This window comes from Qipengyuania benthica (genome assembly GCF_030717865.1).
Taxonomy (GTDB): Bacteria; Pseudomonadota; Alphaproteobacteria; order Sphingomonadales; family Sphingomonadaceae; genus Qipengyuania; species Qipengyuania benthica.
In genome coordinates, this window is record NZ_JAVAIL010000003.1 from 562,375 (window position 1) to 584,899 (window position 22,525).

At 61.0% G+C, this 22,525-nt stretch carries 18 protein-coding genes and 2 pseudogenes; 6 read left to right on the plus strand and 14 right to left on the minus strand.

The genetic code is table 11. From position 1 onward, the window contains the following. Positions 1-404: 404 nt before the first annotated feature. A pseudogene (locus tag Q9K01_RS11640) lies at positions 405-533 on the minus strand (IS5/IS1182 family transposase); the annotation flags it as partial. 218 nt (positions 534-751) lie between these two features. Beyond that, positions 752-1,423 carry a TetR/AcrR family transcriptional regulator gene (locus Q9K01_RS11645; RefSeq protein WP_305930414.1) on the minus strand — a complete coding sequence of 224 codons (672 nt, stop codon included), beginning with the start codon at positions 1,421-1,423 and terminating at the stop codon, positions 752-754. Positions 1,424-1,620: 197 nt separating this feature from the next. Between Q9K01_RS11645 and Q9K01_RS11650 the strand changes: the two genes are divergently transcribed. From Q9K01_RS11650 to Q9K01_RS11660, 3 genes are read left to right on the plus strand one after another with little or no spacing between them, the layout of a single operon-like run. Next, on the plus strand, positions 1,621-3,117 hold the full coding sequence (locus Q9K01_RS11650; protein WP_305930415.1) for an efflux transporter outer membrane subunit: 1,497 nt from the start codon (positions 1,621-1,623) through the stop codon (positions 3,115-3,117). Positions 3,118-3,130: 13 nt separating this feature from the next. After that, positions 3,131-4,249, plus strand: a complete 1,119-nt coding sequence (locus Q9K01_RS11655; protein ID WP_305930416.1) for an efflux RND transporter periplasmic adaptor subunit — start codon at positions 3,131-3,133, stop codon at positions 4,247-4,249. Further along, positions 4,246-7,356, plus strand: a complete 3,111-nt coding sequence (locus tag Q9K01_RS11660; protein ID WP_305930417.1) for an efflux RND transporter permease subunit — start codon at positions 4,246-4,248, stop codon at positions 7,354-7,356. Before Q9K01_RS11655 ends, Q9K01_RS11660 begins: the two co-directional genes overlap by 4 nt. A 23-nt stretch (positions 7,357-7,379) precedes the next feature. On the opposite strand, the pseudogene Q9K01_RS11665 reads toward Q9K01_RS11660, so the two are convergent. The 10 genes and pseudogenes from Q9K01_RS11665 to Q9K01_RS11710 all read right to left on the minus strand — a co-directional run. Continuing rightward, positions 7,380-7,556 (minus strand): annotated as a pseudogene (locus Q9K01_RS11665) (ArdC-like ssDNA-binding domain-containing protein); the annotation flags it as partial. Positions 7,557-7,761: 205 nt separating this feature from the next. Beyond that, a complete protein-coding gene (locus tag Q9K01_RS11670; RefSeq protein ID WP_305930418.1) occupies positions 7,762-9,183 on the minus strand; it encodes a phospholipase D-like domain-containing protein in 1,422 nt (473 codons plus the stop codon). 91 nt (positions 9,184-9,274) lie between these two features. Next, on the minus strand, positions 9,275-10,897 hold the full coding sequence (locus Q9K01_RS11675; RefSeq protein WP_305930419.1) for a mechanosensitive ion channel family protein: 1,623 nt from the start codon (positions 10,895-10,897) through the stop codon (positions 9,275-9,277). Then, complete coding sequence (locus tag Q9K01_RS11680) at positions 10,897-11,364, minus strand: GbsR/MarR family transcriptional regulator (RefSeq protein WP_305930420.1); 468 nt, start codon at positions 11,362-11,364, stop codon at positions 10,897-10,899. Before Q9K01_RS11680 ends, Q9K01_RS11675 begins: the two co-directional genes overlap by 1 nt. Continuing rightward, a complete protein-coding gene (locus Q9K01_RS11685) occupies positions 11,361-12,161 on the minus strand; it encodes a MipA/OmpV family protein (protein WP_305930421.1) in 801 nt (266 codons plus the stop codon). Before Q9K01_RS11685 ends, Q9K01_RS11680 begins: the two co-directional genes overlap by 4 nt. Positions 12,162-12,170: 9 nt before the next feature. Then, positions 12,171-12,605: an ion channel gene (locus tag Q9K01_RS11690; protein ID WP_305930422.1), complete on the minus strand. Its 435-nt coding sequence runs from the start codon at positions 12,603-12,605 to the stop codon at positions 12,171-12,173. An 8-nt stretch (positions 12,606-12,613) separates the two neighbouring features. Then, positions 12,614-13,771: a patatin-like phospholipase family protein gene (locus Q9K01_RS11695; RefSeq protein ID WP_305930423.1), complete on the minus strand. Its 1,158-nt coding sequence runs from the start codon at positions 13,769-13,771 to the stop codon at positions 12,614-12,616. After that, positions 13,771-17,034, minus strand: coding sequence for an efflux RND transporter permease subunit (locus Q9K01_RS11700; RefSeq protein ID WP_305930424.1), 3,264 nt, complete (start codon positions 17,032-17,034; stop codon positions 13,771-13,773). The genes Q9K01_RS11695 and Q9K01_RS11700 overlap by 1 nt, the downstream gene beginning before the upstream one ends. Next, complete coding sequence (locus Q9K01_RS11705) at positions 17,031-18,365, minus strand: efflux RND transporter periplasmic adaptor subunit (RefSeq protein WP_305930425.1); 1,335 nt, start codon at positions 18,363-18,365, stop codon at positions 17,031-17,033. Before Q9K01_RS11705 ends, Q9K01_RS11700 begins: the two co-directional genes overlap by 4 nt. Next, positions 18,362-19,891, minus strand: a complete 1,530-nt coding sequence (locus Q9K01_RS11710) for an efflux transporter outer membrane subunit (RefSeq protein WP_340324271.1) — start codon at positions 19,889-19,891, stop codon at positions 18,362-18,364. Before Q9K01_RS11710 ends, Q9K01_RS11705 begins: the two co-directional genes overlap by 4 nt. A 61-nt stretch (positions 19,892-19,952) precedes the next feature. On the opposite strand from Q9K01_RS11710, the gene Q9K01_RS11715 reads away from it, so the two are divergent. Continuing rightward, the gene (locus Q9K01_RS11715; RefSeq protein ID WP_305930426.1) at positions 19,953-20,741 is read left to right on the plus strand and encodes a SpoIIAA family protein; all 789 of its coding nucleotides are present in this window, start codon (positions 19,953-19,955) and stop codon (positions 20,739-20,741) included. A 60-nt stretch (positions 20,742-20,801) separates the two neighbouring features. Here Q9K01_RS11715 and Q9K01_RS11720 read toward each other — a convergent pair whose 3' ends face one another. After that, a complete protein-coding gene (locus Q9K01_RS11720; RefSeq protein ID WP_305930427.1) occupies positions 20,802-21,017 on the minus strand; it encodes a helix-turn-helix transcriptional regulator in 216 nt (71 codons plus the stop codon). Further along, positions 21,010-21,501, minus strand: coding sequence for a hypothetical protein (locus Q9K01_RS11725; RefSeq protein ID WP_305930428.1), 492 nt, complete (start codon positions 21,499-21,501; stop codon positions 21,010-21,012). Before Q9K01_RS11725 ends, Q9K01_RS11720 begins: the two co-directional genes overlap by 8 nt. A gap of 367 nt (positions 21,502-21,868) precedes the next feature. Between Q9K01_RS11725 and Q9K01_RS11730 the strand changes: the two genes are divergently transcribed. Both Q9K01_RS11730 and traL read left to right on the plus strand, forming a co-directional pair. Further along, positions 21,869-22,201, plus strand: a complete 333-nt coding sequence (locus Q9K01_RS11730) for a hypothetical protein (RefSeq protein ID WP_305930429.1) — start codon at positions 21,869-21,871, stop codon at positions 22,199-22,201. A 31-nt stretch (positions 22,202-22,232) separates the two neighbouring features. Beyond that, on the plus strand, positions 22,233-22,520 hold the full coding sequence (gene traL, locus Q9K01_RS11735; RefSeq protein ID WP_006834208.1) for a type IV conjugative transfer system protein TraL: 288 nt from the start codon (positions 22,233-22,235) through the stop codon (positions 22,518-22,520). The last annotated feature ends 5 nt before the right edge of the window (positions 22,521-22,525 follow it).

Sequence of the window (22,525 nt, forward strand, 5' to 3'; positions counted from 1 at the left end):
GATTAACCTTCGATCTATCAAAATGGGCACCGTGGCCAGATAGCATCACTGGTGCGCCGAAAAAGGCGGGTCGTGAACGCCGGGCGGAAGTAGGTGGCTCGACGAAAGGACCGAGGTTTCCGGATCGCGTCAGAGCCAACAATCGGACTAAGACTTCAATGGTCAGAAAGAGACCCGACCGGAACCGAGTGGTAGGTCCGGTTGGCGCTATATGCGTCAGAATCTCACTCCATATGTTGTCATGTTCTACTACCCGACATAATTGTTTTCGGGCCCGCTCGTGCAGGTTCGGTTCTGCCGCTACCCCTGCTGCGTCGTTCGTTCAACGAGGGTACAGGTTGGTTTCTTTACGATATGAATGATGGTGGTCCTCGTGACCTCAACATACGGGCTGCGCCCATCGGTTACCTTGTACGGCTTATCCTTGGGCTTGAAAGCGCGAAGCCGAGGTAGGATTCCTTGATCTTGTCGTAACGTGTGGCGACCCTGCGCCAGTTCTTGAGCTTGTTGAACAGCCTCTCGACGAGATTACGCCAGCGATTGACGATTTGTTCAAAAGCTCGACGCGAACGGCAATTTTCTAACGGTCAGGCCGACTCGACTGGTTCATTGACAAATGGCTTTTTAGTCGGTGCCGAAGGAACGGACCTGCGTCATATTACAAATTACGGGCGGCGTGCGGAACGTCCTATCGCGGATAGCTGATCTCGGAAGCTGGACATCGGTCTGCGTTTCCGTTGCGGGGTTTACGCTATCTACCGCCCGTCTTAGGACGAAAGAGCATTCGCCTTTCGTGGCGCGCATACCGCGCAAGGAACGTCCTGGCTGCCTCGGATGCCGTGAAGCGACATTCTTCCTCGGTTGCCATTGCTGGTCCGCCGAACAACCGTGCATCGAAAATATCGGTCTTGCACAATTCGCTTAGTTGTCGCGCCGCGAAGCTCGGGCGGTCGATCCGCAGTTCACCACGTTCGTGCCAGACACGAAGCAGGGATGCGATCTCGTCCGTACCGCGCCATGGACCGTTACGAAGGAACACGTCGGCTGCGGTATGGAACCGTTCGTTCCCGGCGATGCACATCTTGCAGAACATGAGAATGTCGTCATCGCGGCCGAACAGCCAGGTAAGTTCGAGCGCCACCTTCAGAATACCTTTTCCGGCGGGGAGGCTGGCGAACGAAGGGCTGGCGATGGTAGCACGGTTGCGGCCCAGCATGTACTCGATTGAGGCCAAGTATAGCGCGGACTTATCCCTGAAATGATTGTAGATCGTGGGTTTGGCAACACCGGCCCGGCGTGCGATCGCGTCCATATTGGCGCCGTCGAAACCATTGGCGGCGAACTGTTCGACCGCGGCAGCAAGAACCTTTGCGTGAATACTGGGATGGGGCGCAGTCATTTTCGTGGCCTCGGCGTTGTTCATTAAATCGCGCTTTTCGGAAAGGTTCCGACTCTCCTTGCCCGCTGCCTTGCTATAACCCCCGGGGCGAAATGATAAGCCTGAATTCGTAATGGAGGTTGAAAAGCTTATCTCGATAGTTCAGGCGAATGAACCGCTCAGTTCATTCAAGACGGGGTTCAGCCGAATTGATCAGCGACAGATCCTGCCGGACACGCTTTGTGTTCAGATACCCGCCGATCTTTTTCGCCGGCATGCTGTTATCGGGATGCATGGCCGTGGGGGGCGATTATGATCGCCAGCCCCCGCCTGCCGCGCAAACCGACTGGATCGACCGCGCCAACGTAGCGGTGGCGGAGGAGGAGTTCGTCGCATGGTGGCGGGAACTTGGCGACCCGGAACTCGCTAGGCTGATCGAGGCGGCGTTGCAGAACAATCTGACGATACGCCAGGGGTTGTCGCGCATAGAGGAAGCCAATGCCCGTCGCCTTCGCGCCCGCGCTGCCCGCTATCCCTCGGTCAGTGCGGAAAGCTCGGCCACCGTGCTCCAGCAAAGCCTCAACACCCAGCTTGGCCAAGCTCAGTTCCCCGGCTTCGAGCGTCAATACGAGCAATATGCTCTGGGCGCGGCATTCAACTGGCAAGTCGATCTATGGGGCCAGACACAGCGCCGGATCGATGCGGCCGATGCCCGGGTGGAAGCGCTGATCGCAGCCGCCAACGGCGCGCGCCTGGCGATCGCATCGGAAACGGCGGCCACCTATTTCACCATGGCCGGCTTCCAGCAGGAGAAGCGGGCACTGCTGCTCGGGATCGAGGCGCAACGCACGCAGCTCGATCTTGCGGAAACCCGTTTGGAAGCAGGCGCCATTTCACGCGCGCAGCTGGTCCTTGTGGAAGCGGAACTCGCGCGTTTGGCGGAGCAGCTGCCAGGTGTCGAAGCGGAAATTCAGGCCAATGCGCTTGCGCTGGGCGTCCTGACCGGACGCCTGCCGGAAAACGAGATCGCCCTAGCCGATAGGGTGCCGCCGCTGCTGGAGCTGCCGGACATTCCGGTGGGAACCCGGGCGGATTTGCTCAGGCGCCGCCCCGATGTCGCCCGGCTCGAACGCGAACTGGCGGCGGAAACATTCGAGGTCGGCGTCGCACGCGGGGAACTGTTCCCGCAACTGGGCCTCGATGCATCGGGGGGCTTTACCTCCATCGATCCCGGGACGATCCTGTCCGGCGACAGCACGCGCTTTACCATCGTGCCGTTTTTGTCCTGGCGCGTTTTCGATGGCGGGAGGGTGCGCGCCGACATTCGTTTGGCGCAAGCCGAAGCGCGCACCGCCGCCCTGGCCTATGTCGAAGGCACGCTGACCGCGATCGAGGAGGCGGAAACCGCGATCGCGCAATACGACCTCGCACGTGAGGGGCGTCCGCTCGCGTTGCGCACGATAGAACTCGCGCAGGAAAATCTTCGTCTCGCGCGGATCCGTTTCGAAGTGGGCGATATCGACCGGTTCGAATTGCAGGATGCCGAACGGACATATAGCGATGCGCTGCGCAACGGCGCGATTTCCTACCGCAATTCGACGCTCGCACTAGCGCAGCTTTACGCCGCGCTCGGCGGCGGCTGGCAAGCCTTTCCGCCTTATGTCGCTATTCCCGCTCCCGCCCCGGCACCTCCTTCGGCGGCGGCCCCGCCGTCCACGATCCTGCCTATTTCCGACTGAACAGAAAGCCGTGATGCCTCTCTTATCTCTTCGAAGATCGACCATTCTCGTCGCCATCTCGCTGATGCTGGTCGCTTGCGGCAGCCAGGATGAACCCCCGCCCCCCAAGCCCGTCGCGTGGATCGAGATCGGCACCGGCTCCAACACCGACATCGCGACGAACGTTCCGGGCCGGGTGCAGGCAAGGAACCGGACGGTCCTGAGCTTCGAAGTCGGCGGCACGATCGCCAGCATGTCGGCCGACCTTGGCGACCGGGTGGCGCGCGGCAGTGTGATCGCGACGCTCGACCCGGCAAGCTACCGGCTCGAAGTGGCTAGAGCGCAGGCCAATCTCGCGGAAAGCCGCGCGCGCCTCGATCAGGCGCGGCAGGACGAGGAACGTCAGGAATATCTGTACTCCGAAGGCGCAGCATCGCAGGCCCGGCTCGAGGATGCGCGAGCCCAGCTCGGCAGCCTCGGTGCGATTGCCGATGCAAACGAGGCGCAGCTGGGCGTGGCGCGCGAAGCGCTCTCGGATACGCGGATGCGAGCGCCTTATTCCGGTCAGATCGCCCGCCGTCTGGTCGAACCGGGAACCCAGGTTTCCCCGGGGCAATCGGTTTACGAACTGGACGGCAGCCAGTTGGAGGTCAGCTTCTCGGTCCCGCAACGCCAGCGCGACCGGCTGTCGGTGGGGCAGAACGTCACCGTTGCGCCCTCATCGGGCGATGGCATCACAAGCTCTGCCCGCATTACCGATATCGGCAGTAGGGCAAGCGGGCCGGGAGCGTTCGAAATCGTCGCCGCTCTGGCAGCGGCCAGCCCCGAACTGGAAGCGGGTCAGGTCGTCGAGGTCCGCCTGCCCGATCGCCCGGTGCAATCGGAGAACGGGCGGGATACCGCCCGAATCCTGGTGCCGCTGACGGCGATCATACCGGAAGATGACGATAGCGGTTACGTGTGGCGCATATTGCCGCGTACGCAACGGTTGGAAAAGGCTCCCGTCCGGTTCGGCAAGGCCAGTGGAAACGAGGTGGTGGTCCTGTCGGGCCTTTCGCGCGGCGACATGATCGTATCGAAAGGCGCAGCCTTCCTGTCCGAAGGGCAAGAGGTGAGCCGCCTCGGCGTCGGCCCACGACGCTACGCGCGATGACCACGCTTTCCGAAATCGGGTTCCGCTTCCGCCCCGCGGTACTGCTTACCATCGCGCTGGCGATGGTCTACGGTGCAGTCAGCTATTTCACCTTGCCCGCGCGGGAGGATCCCCAGATCACCATCCGCGAGGCGGTGGTCTCCACCAGCCACCCGGGTCTCTCGCCGAGCCGGGTCGAACAGCTGATTACCACTCCGCTTGCCGAAGCGATCAGGACCATTCCCGAGATAAAGGAGGTGCGTGCGACCTCAATGGAAGGTCAGTCGATCATTCACGCCGAGGCTGAATTTTCGGCGAGCGACCTCGACCAGGTCTGGGACGAATTGGCGGACAAGGTCGAGGAAACGACGCCCCTGTTGCCCGAAGGGGCGCGCAAGCCCTTCATCAACGACGAATTCGGCGACGTCGCCGTGATCACCATGGCGCTGCAATCCGACAGTTTCGACATGGTCGAGTTGGGCGACCTCGCCGAACATATCCGTACCCGGCTCTACATGATCGAGGGCACGCGGGAGGTCGACGTTCTGGGCCGCCCGGATGAGCGCATTTATGTCGAGATGGACAATGCAACGCTGGCACGATTGGGTGCGCCGCTTTCTGCGGTGGCGCAGGCTCTGCGATCCCAGAACACCGTTGCGCCCGGCGGAACGATCGAAACCGAGACCCGCCGCATTGCGATCCAGCCTTCCGGATCATTCGACAGCGTGGAGGAGATCGCCGATCTCTATTTGGAACTCGGCCCCGAGATCGGCCCGATACGGCTGGGCGATTATGCCGAAATCCGGCGCGGTTTTCTCGAACCGCCTGCTCAGACCGCCTATTTCAACGGCGAACGGGCCATCGTGTTCGCGATCTCCATGCTCGATGAAGAAAGCGTCATAAACTACGCCGGACGCGCGCGCCCTGCGATCGACGAGTTGCGCCAGGCGATGCCCGCGGGCGTCGAACTTAACGTGATGACCTGGCAGGCCGATCAGGTCGAGAACGCCGTTTATGGCGTCAGCTTCAATGTCCTGCAGACCCTGGCGCTGGTACTGGGCGTCGTCATCCTGTTCCTAGGCGTCAGAACCGGCCTGATCGTGGGCTCCATCGTGCCGGTCGTGATTCTGGTGACGCTGGGGGTGATGGGCGTGTTCGGGATCAAGCTGGAACGCATGAGCCTGGCGACGATCGTGATCTCGCTGGGACTGCTGGTCGATAACGGCATCGTCATCGCCGAGGATTTTAAGACCCGGCTGGCGCAGGGCGTGGACCGACGCGATGCGATCGGCGAAACTGGCAAGGAGCTTGCCCTCCCGCTCCTGGCATCGACGATTACAACGATTCTCGTCTTTCTGCCGCTGATGCTGGCAGAGGAAGGTTCGGGAGAATATACCCGCAGCATCTCGCTCGTCATCTTGATTTCTCTGTCTTCGTCATGGCTGATCGCGATGATGGTCACGCCCACGCTGTGCTACTGGTTCGCGCAGCCGACCGATAAGGAGACGCAAGGGAAGATCCGCCGCAAGGTGGATCAGGCGTTCGAATGGGCCAATAGCAAATACGAAGATCGTCTGCGCTGGGCGCTCGATCATCGCAAGCTGTTCATGGGCGCGATGGCCGCTGCCTTCGTCCTCGCGGGCTATTCGTTGCAATTCGTGCCGCAGCAGTTCTTTCCTGCCTCCGACCGGGCGCAGATCCTCGTCTACGCCGATATGCCGGTCGGCACTTCGAGCGCCGCGACGGACGATCAGATACAGCAGATCGCGCAATATATCGAAGATGACGAACGCTATCCCGATTTCGATAATGTCGCCGCCTATTCGGGGTTCGGTGGCCCGCGCTTCGTGCTGTCTCTCGCTCCCGTCGATCCCGCGCCGAACCGCGGCTTCCTGGTCATCAACGCTGCTGATGCCGAAGCCCGCGATAAAGGCGTCCTCGCGCTTCGCAACGATCTGGCAGCCCAGTTTCCCGGTATTCGCCTGCGAATAGCGGGAATGTTTCTCGGGCCGAGCGATCCCAACATCACGCAGGTACAGGTGCGCGGGCCTGACCGGGATGTACTCCTGGAAACGGGAGACAGGCTCGCTGCCCTCCTGCGAGATGTCGAAGGCACGATCGATGTTACTTCCGACTGGGAAAACCCGTCGCTTCAATACCGGGTTTCGGTCGACCAGGCAGCGGCGCGCGCTGCGGGTGTCTCCTCGCTGGACGTTTCGCAGGCCCTTTCGGCCTACTTCGCAGGGCAACCTGCCGGCGAGTTTCGCGACGGGGACGATCTGGTTCCCATCATCTTACGCGCTCCGGAAGGCGAACGCTCCGACCCCGGGCGGATAGAGGCGGTTACGCTGACCGGCAGCGACGAGCCGGTTCAACTCGGTGAAATTGCCACCGTCACGCTGCGCCCCCAGCTCGGGCGGATACAGACAGAGGATCTGATCGAAACCCTAACCGTGGAAGCCAGACCGACCGAGGTGACGCCGCAGGATCTGGTGCCGCGAATACAGGAACAGCTCGACGAACTCGAAGCCAGCCTGCCGCCCGGTCATTTCATCGAATGGGACGGAATTATCGCACAGAGCGCGGAGGGTACCGGTGCCCTGTTCGCCAGCGTACCGGCCATGATCGGTTTGATAGTTATCATGCTGGTCGCTCTGTTCCGGGGATTTCGGCGCGCCGGCATAATATTGCTGACCCTGCCACTCTCGATCATCGGCGCGGCGATCGGCTTGCACGTCATGCGCGCGGATTTCGGCTTCATGGTCATTCTCGGACTGTTCGCGCTGGTAGGTATCATCATCAACAATGCCATCGTACTGGTCGACAGGTGCGATATCGAAAGGAAGGAGAAAGACGACGTGACCGATGCCGTCATCTCAGCGTCGCTAAGACGCTTTCGCCCGATCCTGATGACCAACATAACCACTGTACTGGGTTTGCTTCCGCTCATTATCGCGCAAGACGTACTGTTCTATGGCATGGCCAGCGCGATCGCCTTCGGACTTCTAGTGGGAACCATTCTTACGCTGGGCGTCGTCCCGGTTCTATATACCTGGTTCTTTGGAGGCGATGAGGAACGGGCTTTGAAGGCTACGACTGGCGAGCCCGCGGCCGATGGCGAGGCGTAGCCACAACCGTCGGCCACCATCTACAGCCAGAAGGTGTTCATGCCGCGATAAGGCGTCCCGCAGGAACGCAAGGGCCGCGAGACTGGCACACCGCGCCACGGCTTGACCCAGGGCTTGGTGCATTCTTCAAGCTTTTCGATGATGGCGGCAGTGATGCGCTGAGCTGGCGAAGCTGAAGCAGTGCGGCGGGATCTGGCCATGGGAGTTCTCCTGATCTCCGGGACGGACATGCCCCGGCTCAGGAAGAGCAAAGCTCCCTCCACTCTCGATCAGTGATCTCGGCTTTGCGCCCCAATCTCGGTCATTCGAAGGTTTCTCTGGCTGTCCTGAAACCAGCCGTTCGCCCATCCTATAGTAGACAGCCGTAGCGCGGAAAATTTCTGGCTTTGAATGCTCGATTACGAATCAAAGCAATCGATCCAGCCCCGCATGGGAAAGCGCTCGAACGACGAGACGAGAAAACCAAGTGGTGCCAGGTTCGGTGAATTCAACTTCCGGCTCGTCATCGCGCGTATCGATCCAACCCAGCTTGCCATCTTCGGAAATGACGACGCGGTAGGTATTGGGCGCAATCGCATCGTCGAAGACTCGTCGCATTTCCGCGCCCATTTCCGCGCTTTCGATTACGATCCCAAGTTCGGTATTCAAGTCGAACGACCGCGGATCGAAATTGAACGATCCGATGAACACCGTGCTGCCATCGACCGTGAAGGCTTTGGCATGAAGGGTCGATCCGTTCCCGGATCGCTGGCTTCCTGATCCGGCTCCGATGAACTTGCCTTTCACCTTTGGGCGATCATTCGGTGCGGGCATTTCGAAAAGCTGGACACCCGCCGCAACGAGAGTCTTGCGATGAGGCGCATAGCCCGCGTGCACCACCCCTACATCGGTCGATGCATAGGAATTGGTGAGGATGCGCACATCCACGCCGTGCCTAGCCATATCGGCGAACGCTATCGCTCCGCGTTTCGTAGGCACGAAGTAGCCCGAGACAATAAGTAGTTCCTGCTCAGGTTCGCCGATCAATTCGGTCAGCGCATCGAACATCGTCGGCTTGTTGGAATGAGGTTCGGAAACCTTGTCTGGCGGATCGCTGACCAGCCTGACGGGAACCCACCGCGGTTCGATGTCTTCGGTAGCAATCCGCACCAGAATGCTCGCACTATCTGCCAGAGCCATATACGAGCGCGCTTCGGCCGAGGTGATCTTTGCTCGATGTTCGGTTTCCGCTTTTGCACGATCCGCTGCATCGATCGCGCCCACGGCCTCTTCCATGGATCGAGAAAGCTCGTAATTCCAGAACCGATCGAAGCAGTCCGAAACTTCGGTCACGACCGGACCGGCGCATATGGCATCGAGATCCGCGAAGACGTCTGCATCGCGCGCGGCGAAATACTCGTCCCCGATGTTGCGACCACCGACAATCGTGATCTGATTGTCGACCGTGAAGCTTTTCGAATGCATCCGGCGGTTCGCCCGGGAGAAATCGAACAGGAAGTCGAGCGGCTTGAAACGCCGGTTGCGAAAGGGATTGAACAGCCTGATCTCGACATTGGCATGCCGGTCCAACCAGCCCAAGGTATCGTCCAGACCCGCGATCCCGTTATCGTCCAAGAGCAAGCGGACGCGCACGCCGCGATCAGCTGCCTTGCGCACCTCCTCGAAAAGAAGATGCCCGGTCAGGTCATCATGCCAGATGTAGTATTGCAGATCGATCGAGCGCTCGGCGTTGCGCAGAAGCCAAACCCGCATGGCGAAAGCGTCAACGCCGTCGCGAAGCAGCTCCACGCCGCTCCTGCCTGGATGCTTTGCCGCTTCCTCGGACACACCCAAACCCAGGGTCGATAAGCCGGTATTGCCCAGCGCTAGGCTTGCCGGCCGCTCGGGCGAATGGTGGCCGCTCCCTCGAACCACAGGTTCAAACCGTCTGTTCGGTCTGCAGTCGGATCGTCCTGGTCGGGAAAGCGATGCCGATGCCGAGTTCATCGAGCTTGCGCATAATGGCGAACAGAAGCGTTTCCTGCATTGCCAGCGATTCCGGATAGGAGCGGGTTCGGAAATAGGCGAAGAACTCGACATGCAATGCGCTGTCGCCGAAGCCGTTGAACCGGACCCTGACTTCATCGTCGATGATGTTCTCGTCCGCCTGAAGTATCGCGCGCAGTTCGGCGAGCAGGCGCTCCATCTGGTCGGCATCGGTATCGTAGGTGACACCCAGTGTCTGATTGAACAGGAAGCGATCCCGGAGAGCAAAATTCTCGATCCGATCAGACGCCAGGTTGCCGTTGGGAATCGAAACCAACGTGCGATCATTGGTGCGCACCAGTGTTGAGCGCATCCCGATATCCTCAACCGTGCCGAAGACATCTCCGATTTTTGCGACATCGCCCACCTGCACCGGCCGGTCCGCAATCAGCGTGACGGAGCCTACAAGGTTTTCGATGGTCTTCTGCGCTCCCAGAGCGAGAGCAAGTCCGCCGATGCCAAGCGCAGCGATGCCCGTGGTCACATCCAGACCTATCGTGTCGAGGACAGCGATGAAAGCAATCGCCAGCAGCGCCACCTTCGCGCCGCGGCGCATAAACGTGACGACGGTTGCAGCCTGTCGTCGTTCGGCGCGATGCATTCGGCCGGTCAACACGCGCGCGATAGCGTCGACCAGTCGCAAGGCAAACCAAGCCAGAGCGATCCATGCGACAATGCCGGCGTAGCGGAGCAAAGTCTGACGGGCGACGATCGACACTGGTAGATCGGCGGAAACCAGGTAGAAAGTGACAACGACTAAATAGAGCGAAAGCGGCGGAAGGGCCGCTTGAAAGAACCGGTATACCGGACTCGCTTCGTGTTCGGACAGAGCACTCCGCAAAAGCCGGAGAACAAGGGCCGAGGCGATCCTAAAAACGATAAACGCCGCTATCGCGATGCCGATCAGGAGTAACCAGTCGGTCCACGGTGCACCGCCGACCACAATTTCCTCGGCCTCGTCCGTTTCCGTGACCATTTCCGGCGGCACGAAATCTGCAATCGCTTGCGTCGTTTGCGACGAGACCCGCCATTGCGCCGTTCCGTCCTCCAAGGACAACCGCTCAAGCAGTATCGGCGTCGGCTCCGGTTCGTCGGCCAGCCTGCCGATCTGCTCGAGATCTGCCGGCAAACCGTCATCCAGTTGGCCTTCAGGGTCGTTCGACAGAGCGGCGAATGGCGTTAAGGAACCGCCACGGTCGAGCGCGGCTTGAAATCTGCGTGCGAGTGCCGCCGCTTCACCATCGAGAATGCTTGCGTCAGGCGCGTCGGCATCAGTGCCATCCGCTCCATCCGCGAAGTAATTTGCTGCGCGCACATAATCGCCATCGGCCAATGCCTGCAGAAGCGCGGTCACGGTCGAACGCGGTGTCTCGCGTTTGAAGGGATCGGGTTGAGGCTCAGCGTCACTGGCTTCGGCGGCGGGTTCCGGTGCAGCCAGCGTCTGCGCGGCAGCAGGCGGCGACAAGAGCGCCAGCATGCAGCTGGCGACGGCCAAAAAGAACGTGCGGTAAGCCATCACGATTCAGACTTCTCGAGTTCCTCAAGCATATACCGATGGCCGCGTTCCTGAAGCTCGTAGAACTTGGCCAGGTTGACGACGTTTTCCCGGCCTTCCGGCCGGTTCACCCTGCTTGCCGCCGCCTCGATCATGCGGCGATAGCCTGCGAACCGTTCGATGAATTGCTTGATGAGCAGAGTGTAGGGGTGCTCGCACATGCCGAAATAGGTTTCGCGCTTACCCGGCTTCGATCGCCGCTCGATGATCTTGAGGCTTTCGAGCAGCCGGAGATTGATACTGACACTGCCGCGGCTGACCATGAGTGTATCGGCAATCTCGGCAGAGGTCAGATCCCGTGCCACCACCATCAAAAGCGCCCATATCCGGCCAGTGATCCGCGCCTGGCCGTCAGCTTCTGCGTTGATTCCCATCCGCTCGATGAAGTCCGTTTCCGCTTCGCTCAATGTGATCTTGCGTGTCGTCATGAGATGTTCCTGCCGAACGTATAGGTGAGCGCGATGCCGCCCGACATCTGGTTGCGGGAGCCGAACCGTTCGACCAGCGGCGAGTCCGCGGGATCGCCGACAAGGCGATCATATTTGGCGTAGCTGTAAATACCCCAGCGCGGTGTGAACTGATGAATATAGCCAGCAGTGACTCCAACTGCCTGCAGTCCGCCGTCAGCGTCATAAGCTGTCAGGGCCGAGGCCGCAGCGTCTTCGGGTCGGACTCCGAAATAGGCATCCTGATAATTGCTGTCCGTCACCGTCACACGTGGTCCGATGGAAAAGAGCTGCTGGTCGCCTTCGCGCCAGACATAGTCGGCGCCCAGATGGCCGATGAAGCCATCGTGACCGCTGACAGCCTGCCGCCCCTCGGCCCGAAGGCGAATGCTATCGCTTAATTGATACTGGACGAAGCCGCCGAGTTCGACGGAGATGTCGACGTCCGGCAGTGCGCCGCCCACATCCGAAGAGGATCGCTTCCCCTCGAACCCGAGCGATGGCCCGGCAGAGAACCTTTCGCCGCGCAGAAGAGGGAACCCGAATCCCTCGTCCGGTGCCTCGAATTCAAACTCTTCGTCACCGCGAGCGCGCGACAGGTCGAACAGTGGCCGGTATGAAATATCGTCTGAGCCCGGATAGCTCGGCGTGATCTGCGGCCCCAACGCGATCCGGGTCCGTCGCGGTTCTTCGTCGCTGTTTTCCTGCGCTGAGACCGGCAGAGCTGGCAGAGCCGCGACTGCGACCGAAAAGACGAGAAAGGGATTGGGTTTGGGCATTTCAATTTCCTAGGTGTTGCGAGGAGCAGTCGCTCGTTCTTCCTCACGAACGTCGCCGACGAATTCGAGCAGGAAAGCGGTGCTGAAGCCAAACATGATGAGGCCGTTCGCCGCCACGATGGCCGACAGCAGCCGCACTTCTTGTGACAAGATGACATCACCGAAGCCCAGCGTTGTAAGCGACACGGTGGCGAAATACAGGGCCGGCTCAAGCGCTTGGAAAGCGCCAAGAGCCATAAACAGCCCGGCCCAGAGCCATGCGGCCGCTGTCAACGCCAGCAACATCCAGATCGTCGCGCTTGCAAGCAGCAGCGTTCCACCCACTCGCGATTTGCGGAACCGTGACGGGATCACGCGGTCATCGACGGCGAATGCAGCAGCTACGAAGCCTGCCTGGACGATCATTGTAAAGCCGACCATCAGCGCACCGATCAGCGATTGCATGGCGATTGTCATTGGCCTTCGCCCTCGGCTTCCATGAGGCTCGGGAACCAGGAACGCGCTTCGCCTCGGCTTACGCCATGGGCGTAAAGCTCGGTCATATATTGCTGCGAAAACAGCTCTTCCCACTCGTTGTCGAATTCGGGCCCGATGAAAGTCACATTGAAATCGACGCCATTGGTTGTGGCGAACTGTTGCACTGCCAGCACGGAAGCTCTGTCGTGGGCAGACAACACCGTATCTAGCGCGCGGCCGATAATTTCGAAGGTGTTCGGTTTGATCACCTCGAATTCTGGTCGCGGTCGCCCGTTGAGTATCACGTAAATCTGTTCTTGGCCGGTGGCACCTGCGCCATTGCTATCAACGAGCAGGCTCTCCGGCAGAGCAAGAAAACCTGCAGTTGCCGCGCCGTCGACATGCATTTCGGCAAATTGGCTTTTCCCGCCGGTCACATCGATGAGCACAGGTGGAAACAGCCCGGGAACGCTCGCCGATGCCAGCAGAACCTGTCTGAAGAGGGCAAGCCTGTTCGGTGCCTGACTGGCGGCGATCGCGCCCATATCCCAGATGACACCGCGCGCTGCGTCGAGGTTCGTCGTCTGGACAAGGAGTCGCCGACCCTTCGCATGCTCCCGCGCGACAGCCGCCAGCAGCACCTCATCTACGTTTTGCGCGATAAGCTCGGCTAGCGGTGTGGTATCCGCGAAACTCGGTTGGGTCAGCAGTCCGACGATGCCGCGTTGACGGTAGATGTCCCGGCGACTGATCCCGGTGTAGAATTGTCGAAGCCGCTCGTCATATGTCGAACCAAGAAAGGCGAAGGGCGCTATGAGGGCGCCCGTGCTGACACCGGAAACGATAGTGAATTGCGGTCGTTCGCCGCTATCGCTCCAACCCGTCAAGAAGCCCGCTGCATAGGCACCGTCATGCGCGCCGCCCGAAAGGGCCAGGAGGATGGCGGGTTGTTCTGCTCCTTGCTGTGCCTCCATCTCCACACGCATTGCGTTGAACTCGGCTGCGGTTGCGTCCGCCCAGTAGCGCACGTCGGAATAGCCCGGCAGCTGCGCTTGCTCGGCCTGTAACGGCGTGCGCTCGATCCGGTCGGGCCAGGTCGCGCATCCACCAAGAGCCAATGCGAGGGGGAGCAACAGGGTCGCGAAACGACGCATTAATCGAGCGCCTCGGCCTGGGCGCGGCTTTTGCGAGTCAGCAGGGTGTAGAGCGCCGGGATGATGAACAGCGACAGGATCGTCGACGAAACCAGTCCGAACATGATTGCGAAGCAAAGCGGCCGATACATCGGGCTACCGATGGCGAGCGGGATCAGGCCTACGATGGTCGTGACCGATGTCGTCAGGATCGGGCGGAGCCGGTCTGCCGCGCCGCGCGCTGCAGCGTCTGCGATGCTCATGCCCTCCTGTAGTCGCGTGTTCATCGTATCGACCATGACGATGCCGTTATTTACCACGATCCCGATCAGCGCGATCACGCCCACAACGGCGAAGAAGGACAGGCTGAGGCCGAAGGTGAAAAAGCCGAGGAACGTCCCGATCAGTGCCAGCGGCATGGTCGTGATGAGGATGAAAGCCTGCGGGAAGCTGTCGAACACGATAACCAAGACACCGAATACCATGATGATGGCCACCGCCAATGCGATGCCCGCCGAGCCAAATGTCTCGGCGGTTTCTTCCGCCTCGCCGCCGACGGCATAGCTATAGTCGGCGGCCCAGCTTTCCTGAGCCGCGTCGAGTTGGGGTCGAAGCGCTTCGATGATTTCCGTGACGGCGCGATCCTGGTTCTTCGCCAGCACGGTCAGCGCCCGCTGTCCGTCCTTGTGACTGACGGCCACGGCGGCTTCAGACTGCACCGGCTCGAGCAGCGAGAGCAGCGCTACGCTTTCCCCGCGCGGCGTGAAGGCGCGCACCATCGCAAGTTCTTCGTAGCGCGACGGGCCGCCAGCCTCGAAGCCGCTCCGGCTCGGCCAGTCGGTGCCGACACGGATTTCAAGGTCGTCCTCGGGACCGGGCGTCACGAACTCGCCCACCTGATCGTTCGACAGGGCGAAGCGGATTTGCGCGGCCAGGTCGGCTTGCGTCAGGCCGAAGAAATCCAGTGCCTCGCGGTTCGGCTGAAGCGCGATCTCACCCTTGACGCTCCCGAGGTTGTCTCGAACGTCGACCACGCCTGCCTCGTCCTTCAACAATTCTTGAACCTCTTCCGAGAGTTCCTGCAACCTGCCCATATCGGGGCCGGTCAGGACGATCTCGATGGGATCGCCGGTCGTCGGCTGCCCGGTTTCGGGCACCACGAGAAGATCCGCGCCTGCGACATTGCGATCGAGATAAGTCTGCAGTTCCTCGCGCAGCTCGTCGGCCAGTTCGTATCCGGCGGCATCGCGATTCTCGCGGTCGACGAAGGTCGCGGAGAAGCCGATGAAGTTCTCCGCCGTCGAAGGCTGAAGCGACGCCGCGACCGATCCTCCGGCGAAGGGACTCTTCCTGCCTACAAGCTTCAGGACATCGGCGAAATAGGGCTTTTCACGCAGGATCTCCCCGACATCGTCGGCAATCCGCTGCGATGTCGCGAGCTGGGTCGAAGCGGGCAGCTCGATATTGATCCCCAGGTTTTCGCCGTCGGTCTTGGGGTAAAGCACGAGCGAGGTCTGCGCGATGGCAATGCATGACAGGATGAATACGCCGACCGCGCCGCCTACCCAGGTCCAGGCGCGTTTGCGGCTTGAAATGATATTCGCCTGTGTCCATCCTTCCAGCCAGTTCGAGGCCTTCACCGAAAGCTCGTCCGCTTTGCTCGTTTTCTCTTCGGTATCGCCTTTCGCGACCCGCTCGAGCAGATAACGCGACAGCGGGACCGCCGCGAACAGGGCAACGATGTAGGCGAGCACCAGACACGCAATCGCCGTGATTGGCAGCACACGGATGAACTTGCCCGAGACGCCGCCGATGGCCATCAATGGCGCCAGCGCCAAAATGGTGGTGAGCTGCCCAGCGAAGGCAGGCACGGCATAGCGATTGATCGTGCTAAGCGCTGCCTCACCGAAACTCTTGTTGTTGCTGTAAATGTCCTCGTGCAGGCCTTCCATCATCAGGATGAAGACATCGACCAGGAGGCCGAGCGCCAGCACCATGCCGATAATGACGAGCTCGTTGAGCGAATAGCCCATCAACAGCACGACGATCAGTACGCCTGCAAAGGTCACCGGGATGGACAGGCCAGCTATCAGCCCTTCGCGCCAGCTCAGCACCAGAAACAGGATGATGAAAACCGCGAGCATGGCCTGCCAGCCATTGTTGAATACGCTGATGAGCGAGTCCCAGATTGTCTCAGCTTCGTCCTGGACCACGGTGTAGTCGACACCTTGCGGCCAGCCATTGCTTTGCGAGAACGCGTCGATCTCGGCGATGACCTCGTCGATAAGCTGGATGGTGTCCGCACCCGGAACTTTCTTGACCGACAGGCTGACCGAAGGGCGGAAGCGCTCGCCATCTTCGCTGTAGAATGTGCGCGAGTCCTCGGTTTCCAACTGGCGCCGGACGGTCGCGACCTCACCCAGCAGAACGGGTCTGCCCGTCGCTCCGTCGCCAAAACGGGTTACCGGCAGTGCGCGAAGGTCGTCGACCGTGCGGAATTGACCTTCCAGGCGAACGACCGCACCGATTTCCTCGCTTTCGATTTCACCGAAGGGCTGTTCTAGGTTGGCGCGGGTAATCGCGTTGCGAACCTCTACGGGCGAAAGGCCGAGCGCGAGCAATCGCTGCGGTTCTAGCAGAACCTGCACGATCTCTTCACGCACGCCCGCCAGATCCACCTCGTTGACGCCATTGATACGCTCGAGGCGGTCCTGCAAATCTTCTCCGAGCGCGCTGAACGCCGCAGGCCCCGCTTCGCCATAGAGCGCGACGGTCAGCACCGGTCGATCATCGACCGAAACCTGTTCGACGGTTGGCTTCTCCGCTTCGGAAGGCAGTTCTGCCTCGGCGTCGGCCACTGACTCTCGCAGTCGCGCGATTGCGTCATCGGAATCGGCGCTGGCGTCGAACTCAACCGAGATGAGCGAGAAACTGTCGAACGACGCACTGTTGATGGCCTTGACGTCGGCGAGCGTCGTCAACTCGTCCTCGATCTCCTGAGTCACCTGCTCCTCGATCGTCGTCGGGTCGGCACCGGGCCAGGTTGTGGTGATCGTCGCCTGGGGAATGTCGAGGTCGGGCAGCGATTCCTTGACCAAGCTGAAATAGGCCATGACCCCGCCCACGACGAGCAGCGTGGTCAGCAGGATGCCGAATGTGGTCTTGAGAAAGAAGAACCGTGCGAGCGGACTGGCATTCGCTACCGCTTCGCTCTCGGTCGCACCCGCTTTATCAGGCTCGGATGACAAGATATGCGGATTGTCGTCGGTAGCTGAATTGCTCACTGGGCTTCACCCGTGCGGCTACCGCTACGGCGACGTTGCTCGCCAATCCGGCGAACCCTGTCGCCGTCGGAAAGGCGTTCGACACCGCTTGTGACGATTGGCGTTCCAGCATCGAGGCCCGATATGACAGCAACCCCCTCGATGCCCTGAAGCCCGAGTTGAATCGCTGTGCGCCGCGCCACGCGCGTCTGCGGATCATACACGAAAACATAGGCCGCATTGTCCTCGAACCGGATCGCGTCATAGGGGACAATGACGGTGTCAGTGGCCTCTCGACCCGCTATCCAGGTGGTGACGAACTCCCCATCCTGAAGGCGCACCGATCCGCTGTTGCTGCGGATGGTCACCTGAAAGGAACGTCGCTCCGGATCCAGCGAAGGCGAGATTGCGGTGACGCGCCCGCCAACGGCATAATCGCTGACGGCAAGACCTGGAGCGCGCCCGGATCCGATGCCGGGGCGTTCGGCTGCCTGTTGCCCGGTGGCCTCTGTGGAGCCGCCCGCATCGATCAGGACTTCCGATCCTACCTCGATCGCATCGCGTTCGAAGGCAGGCAATTGCACGGTGATCTCGAAGAAGGAGGGATTGATGATGACGACAGGCACTGTCGAGAGCGCGCCGGACTCGCTACCTGTCTGCAGCGTTTGCGGTGAAAAATAGCGGCCTTGCTCAATGTTGAGGCGCGCGATGACACCGTTGATCGGCGACACGATCCGGCTCTCGCTGACGCTCACCTGCGCTTCATCGACCTGCGCCCGCGCGGCATTTACGCTGGAACGGACAGAGGCGAGCTGGGCGTCCGCTTTTGCCTTTGCCGCTCGCGCCTGCGCCAGACGAGCCTCTGCCTCGTCATATTCCTGCTCGGAAGCGGAATTCAGCGCCAGCAACTGGCGATACCTCTCGAAAGTCTCCTGTGCGAGCTCGAGGTTGGCAGCGGCTTCGCGCTGGTTTGCCTGTGCCACGGCCACCTCGGTGCGGGCACCCGCGAGGTTCGCGCGGGCGTTGGCAACGCCTGCTTCGGCGCGCGCCTGTTGCTGATAGGCAATGACTTGACCGCGGCGAACCCGGTCGCCTTCATCGAGCCGGGGGTCGACATAGGCTACCCGCCCTGCACTTTCGAAGCTCAGAAATTCGCGCTCACCAGCACGGGCTGTCCCTTGGGCGTAGACCCAGGACTGGATGTCGCCGGTCTGCACGCGCGCAACCCGGACGCTTATCGCTTGCGCCTGTGCAGCTGCCTCGGTTTCTTCGCCATCTGCGTCCTCGGCACCGCTGCCACAGGCCGAAAGGGCCAGCATTATGCTGGCGGACAGCAAAAATCGAAATTTCATTGGTCGTAATCCTGCGGAACTTGGGCGGTTGAAGCGCCACCTGTGAATTGCGGAGTGGCAGCGGGCGAGCCGAAGCCACCGCCGAGCGCGAGGTGAAGTGCGACGCGGTTTTCAAGACGCGCACGCCGTGTGGCGATGACGGCGCTACGGGCATCGAGCGCCCCCTGTTGGCTCTGGAGCACCGTCAGAAAGGGATCGATGCCTGCACGATACCGGTTGAACGAGATGTCGACCGATTGCTGCGAAGCTTCCGCCGCTGCGACCAGTGCAGCTTCACGCGCGGCCAGATCGTCGTCGACTGCCAGTGCGGTCTCGACTTCCGAAAGAGCCGTCAGCAGCGTCTCGACAAAGCGTTCAGAGGCTTCGTCCTGTTGCCCTTCGGCGAGGCGCACCTGCGCGCGCAAGCGACCGCCTTGAAAGATCGGTTGCAGCAAGCGTCCGGCGATCGACCAGACGAAGAAATCCCCGTCGAGCAGATCGCCAAGTTCGTTGCTGGCAGTGCCGGCAGATCCCGTGAGGTTCAGGGACGGCAGCAGTGAACGCTGCGCGGCGGCGGTGCGGAATCCGGCGGCCCGTAGCTGGAACATCGAAGCTGCCACATCGGGCCTTCGGGTCAGAAGGTCGACAGGAAGGCCGGTCGGCGGCGGTTCCGGGATGGGAGGCAGCAATGCAGTCGTCGCCTGTGTTCCCGAAGGATAATCGCGGAGAAGCAATTCCAGCTGCCGCGTCAGGCGTTCGACGGCCTCCCTGCGCTGTTGCAAACCGGCGCGGGCTGATTCCAGGTTGGAGATGGCCAGCAGCTTGTCGTTCGGCGGAGCGATTCCGACATCGGCCCTGTTGCCGACTTGGCGAGCGATCTCGCCGAAGGTCTCCACCACTTCTTCCGATAGCGCGACCTGCGCGCGTGCTTCGACCAATGCGAAATAGCTGCGCGCCACCTGCGCGGCCACGGCCTGCCGCGCGGCTCTCAAATTCGCTTCGCTGGCGAGAAACTCTTCACGCGCAGCAGCGGAACGGGCTCGAAGTGCACCGAACAGATCCGTTTCCCAGCTGACATTCACGGACAGATCGTAGTTCTCGGTCGTGAAACTGGTTGGAGCTTCCGCTCCATCTCCGCCCCCGACACCGGGGATTGCGCCTATTGGCCCCAGTCCCCCTAGCGTCTGCTGCGCGCGTGACGCGTTCAAGCCCGCAGAAACCTGCGGAAGTTGATCCGCGCGTTGGATACTGCCCTGCGCGCGGGCCTGTTCGACCCTTGCGAGCGCCTGCCCCACTTGGGGGCTCTCGCTCACCGCTTCTTCGATCAGCGCTGCTAGGCGTGGGTCACCGAAACGATTCCACCAGTCGTCATCAGGCTGTGCGGAAACGCCCCCGCCTGCGAAAGCGGGCGGCAAGTTCCGAGCAATTTCGGGTGGCTCCAGATTGGGCGAAGCACACGCGGCCGAAGCAGCGCAGCACATGACGATTGCAGCCCGCTGCAATCTAAGGCGCGCGGTGGTCGAACAAGGAGAATCGGGCCTGAACATGTTGACAGCCGCTATCTGATAATTATTTTAATAGCAACTGAAATCCCTGAAATAAATCGCCATGCTTGAGATCGAACAAATCGCTCCCACCGTGAATCGCATTATTGTGAGTCAGAAATTGACCGAGGACGATGTTCGCAGGTTCGTGGCGTTTGCAGAGGGCCTAGATGGGGCCGCGAAATCCAACCTCCTGTTCGAGTTTGCGGACATCGATGGACTGGATTTCTCTGCTGTCTGGCAAGAGATGTCGCATTTCGGCGCCTTGGTGAAGATGCTCGGCAAGCTTGATCGGATCGCAATCGTCGCCGATGAGCCGTGGCTGCGCACCGCTGCTCGGATCGGAAGCGCCATGCTGCCCGGTGTGACCTATGAGGTGTTCTCTTGCGACAAAGCTGAACAGGCGCGCGACTGGGTGCTCGGCCAGACCGATCGCCCGCACGGCGATGCCGTTCGCATGATCGACGTTGGTGACCCGTCGATCGTCGCATTCGAGCTCGATGGCCGGATAGACCGTCAGAACGCAGAGGAAATTATCGCCCAACTCAAGGCAGCGCTGGACGCCCGCCATACATCACGGATGATGGCGCGTGTGAAGAATTGGCATGGCTTCGACCTCGCTACATTGGGTTCGACAAGCATTCCGAAGGCGAAAGCCCAGTTTATCAAGCGGCTTGATCGCTACGCAATTGTCGGTGGTCCCGACTGGCTGGACAACATGGCCGAACTGTTCGGTGCCCTGATCGATACTGAGGTCAAGGCCTTCTGTCTCGACGAGGAGGACGATGCGCTCGTGGCTGAAGCAGTAATGATTCATTCCCCCTATGCCGGTAAGCTAGGCGATCAATTTTGATCGTTTGCTCTACACTAACCTGATCTCGAAGCGGACAGTCTGATTACGGCCCACTTCCGGTCATTTCAGCTTACCTGCGATCCAGGCTTCGACTTCAGCTTCAGACCACGCCACTGCATATCCGCCTAGCTGCACCGGCTTTGGAAACTTGCCCTCGGCCATCCAGCGATAGATCGTCGAACGGCCTAGCCCGACGCGGTGTTGCACTTCCGGAAGACGGATGAGACGGGTAACCCGGCGGGTTTCGGTCGCTCCCTTGGCGACCCCTTCACCCACGATGGCCTCCTTCGACACCGGCAAAGACATCGCCAAGCAGGGCGTCCTTGCGTTCAAGTTCATCGATGTGATCGGAGAGCAGCCGTGCAACACGATGAGCGGTGCCCTTAGCCCAGCGCGGCTTCACGTCGTGAACCTGGTTGCCCAAGACACGCTCGAGCGCTGAAGGCAGTTCGCCAGAAAAGTCCTCGAAGAACTGCGCGAGGTCCGATTGCAGCCAGGCGGTCGCGTGATCGCCGCTGCTGACGAGGAATAGGAGCAGGTGCGCGTGCGGCGCGACGCCGCTCGCGGCAAGAATGCGCAAGGCTTCGCCGAGGCTGGCCGAGCGTTCGCCGGCAAGGACGCGGCGCAGGGCATCCTTGTGGACCAGCGCGTCGCGCGCGATGTCGCAGCGAGCACGACCGCTGGCTTCGACAGCTGCTAAAAGGAGCCGGGCGAGGTCGGCGCGAACCTGTTGTTCGGCAAAGAGCGTCATGTTGGTCATCGACGAATCCTTATCTCCATATGTGATCGACTCTCCGGCTAACCGCGAAGGAAGCCTGTAGGAAAACAAAAAGAACATTTAAAGAACATGAAGGAAGGAACGAATCAGCTTCCTTCGACGATTCGCGCGAATTTCGGCCGCGTTCGCGCATAGCGCGGCTCGCTTCGCTCAGAATTCGGCACTGTCGGCGCTGCTGCGCGATCAGCCTGCGCGAATCACGGCCATCGCACCTCCAGATGTCGCTTTTTGCTTGGTCGGCAGCCTCAAAATCCAGTTCCCGATTTCCTACAGCCCGGCTCCGGGGAGAGGAAAGAACATACAGCGAACGCATCGCTGGCTGATGTTCAACCCCTCGGAGTTTCCATCCATGACCACCAAGACTGCCCTTCCGGTCCAGCAGCGCACGCCCAACCGCGTTCGTGGCCGCGACTACATTCTCCCCGCCTGCGCGGCGCTGGCCTGCGCCGGTGCCGCCTTTGCCGGCGCGGACACCACCTTCGATCCCGCGCTGACCAAGTTCACCGACTTTCTCGAAGGCTCGGGCGGCAAGATCATCACCGTGCTCAGCCTTGCGGGCGGTCTGATCGGCCTCGCTTCCGGGCGCTTCTCGCTCGGCCAGGTCGCGGTGCCGGTCGGCGTCGGGATCGGTGTCGGTACCGGCGTTCCGATTGTCACCTCGGTCGTGACCGCGGTCATCTGATCAGCGGATCCGGTCACGACAGGAGGGCGGCATGGCCGACAGGTATCTCGTTCCACGGCGGCTCGACGACCCGGAGCTCATCGGCTTCTGGACCATCGACGAGTTTGCAGGGATTCTCATTCCCTTCGCCTGGGGCATTCTTTCGCAGCATATCTTCATCGGTATCGGCCTGGCCGCCGGGGCCTGGCTTGCCTTGCGGAAGGCAAAGGCACGCGGCGCCGGTTCGGCACTGGTGCATGCTGCGTACTGGTACCTGCCCGGGAGCTTTCTCGGACTGAAAGCCACGCCGCCCTCCCACTGCCGCCTGTTGGCGGGCTGAGGGAG

Excerpts from the sequence above, each read along its gene's own strand:
- Q9K01_RS11695 (WP_305930423.1), bottom strand. The coding sequence starts at position 13,771 with ATGCGTCGTTTCGCGACCCTGTTGCTCCCCCTCGCATTGGCTCTTGGT.
- Q9K01_RS11725 (WP_305930428.1), bottom strand. The coding sequence starts at position 21,501 with ATGACCAACATGACGCTCTTTGCCGAACAACAGGTTCGCGCCGACCTC.
- Q9K01_RS11675 (WP_305930419.1), bottom strand. The coding sequence starts at position 10,897 with ATGGCTTACCGCACGTTCTTTTTGGCCGTCGCCAGCTGCATGCTGGCG.
- Q9K01_RS11705 (WP_305930425.1), bottom strand. The coding sequence starts at position 18,365 with ATGAAATTTCGATTTTTGCTGTCCGCCAGCATAATGCTGGCCCTTTCG.
- Q9K01_RS11655 (WP_305930416.1), top strand. The coding sequence starts at position 3,131 with ATGCCTCTCTTATCTCTTCGAAGATCGACCATTCTCGTCGCCATCTCG.
- traL (WP_006834208.1), top strand. The coding sequence starts at position 22,233 with ATGGCCGACAGGTATCTCGTTCCACGGCGGCTCGACGACCCGGAGCTC.
- Q9K01_RS11645 (WP_305930414.1), bottom strand. The coding sequence starts at position 1,423 with ATGAACAACGCCGAGGCCACGAAAATGACTGCGCCCCATCCCAGTATT.
- Q9K01_RS11660 (WP_305930417.1), top strand. The coding sequence starts at position 4,246 with ATGACCACGCTTTCCGAAATCGGGTTCCGCTTCCGCCCCGCGGTACTG.
- Q9K01_RS11730 (WP_305930429.1), top strand. The coding sequence starts at position 21,869 with ATGACCACCAAGACTGCCCTTCCGGTCCAGCAGCGCACGCCCAACCGC.
- Q9K01_RS11710 (WP_340324271.1), bottom strand. The coding sequence starts at position 19,891 with ATGTTCAGGCCCGATTCTCCTTGTTCGACCACCGCGCGCCTTAGATTG.
- Q9K01_RS11680 (WP_305930420.1), bottom strand. The coding sequence starts at position 11,364 with ATGACGACACGCAAGATCACATTGAGCGAAGCGGAAACGGACTTCATC.
- Q9K01_RS11685 (WP_305930421.1), bottom strand. The coding sequence starts at position 12,161 with ATGCCCAAACCCAATCCCTTTCTCGTCTTTTCGGTCGCAGTCGCGGCT.
- Q9K01_RS11690 (WP_305930422.1), bottom strand. The coding sequence starts at position 12,605 with ATGCAATCGCTGATCGGTGCGCTGATGGTCGGCTTTACAATGATCGTC.
- Q9K01_RS11715 (WP_305930426.1), top strand. The coding sequence starts at position 19,953 with ATGCTTGAGATCGAACAAATCGCTCCCACCGTGAATCGCATTATTGTG.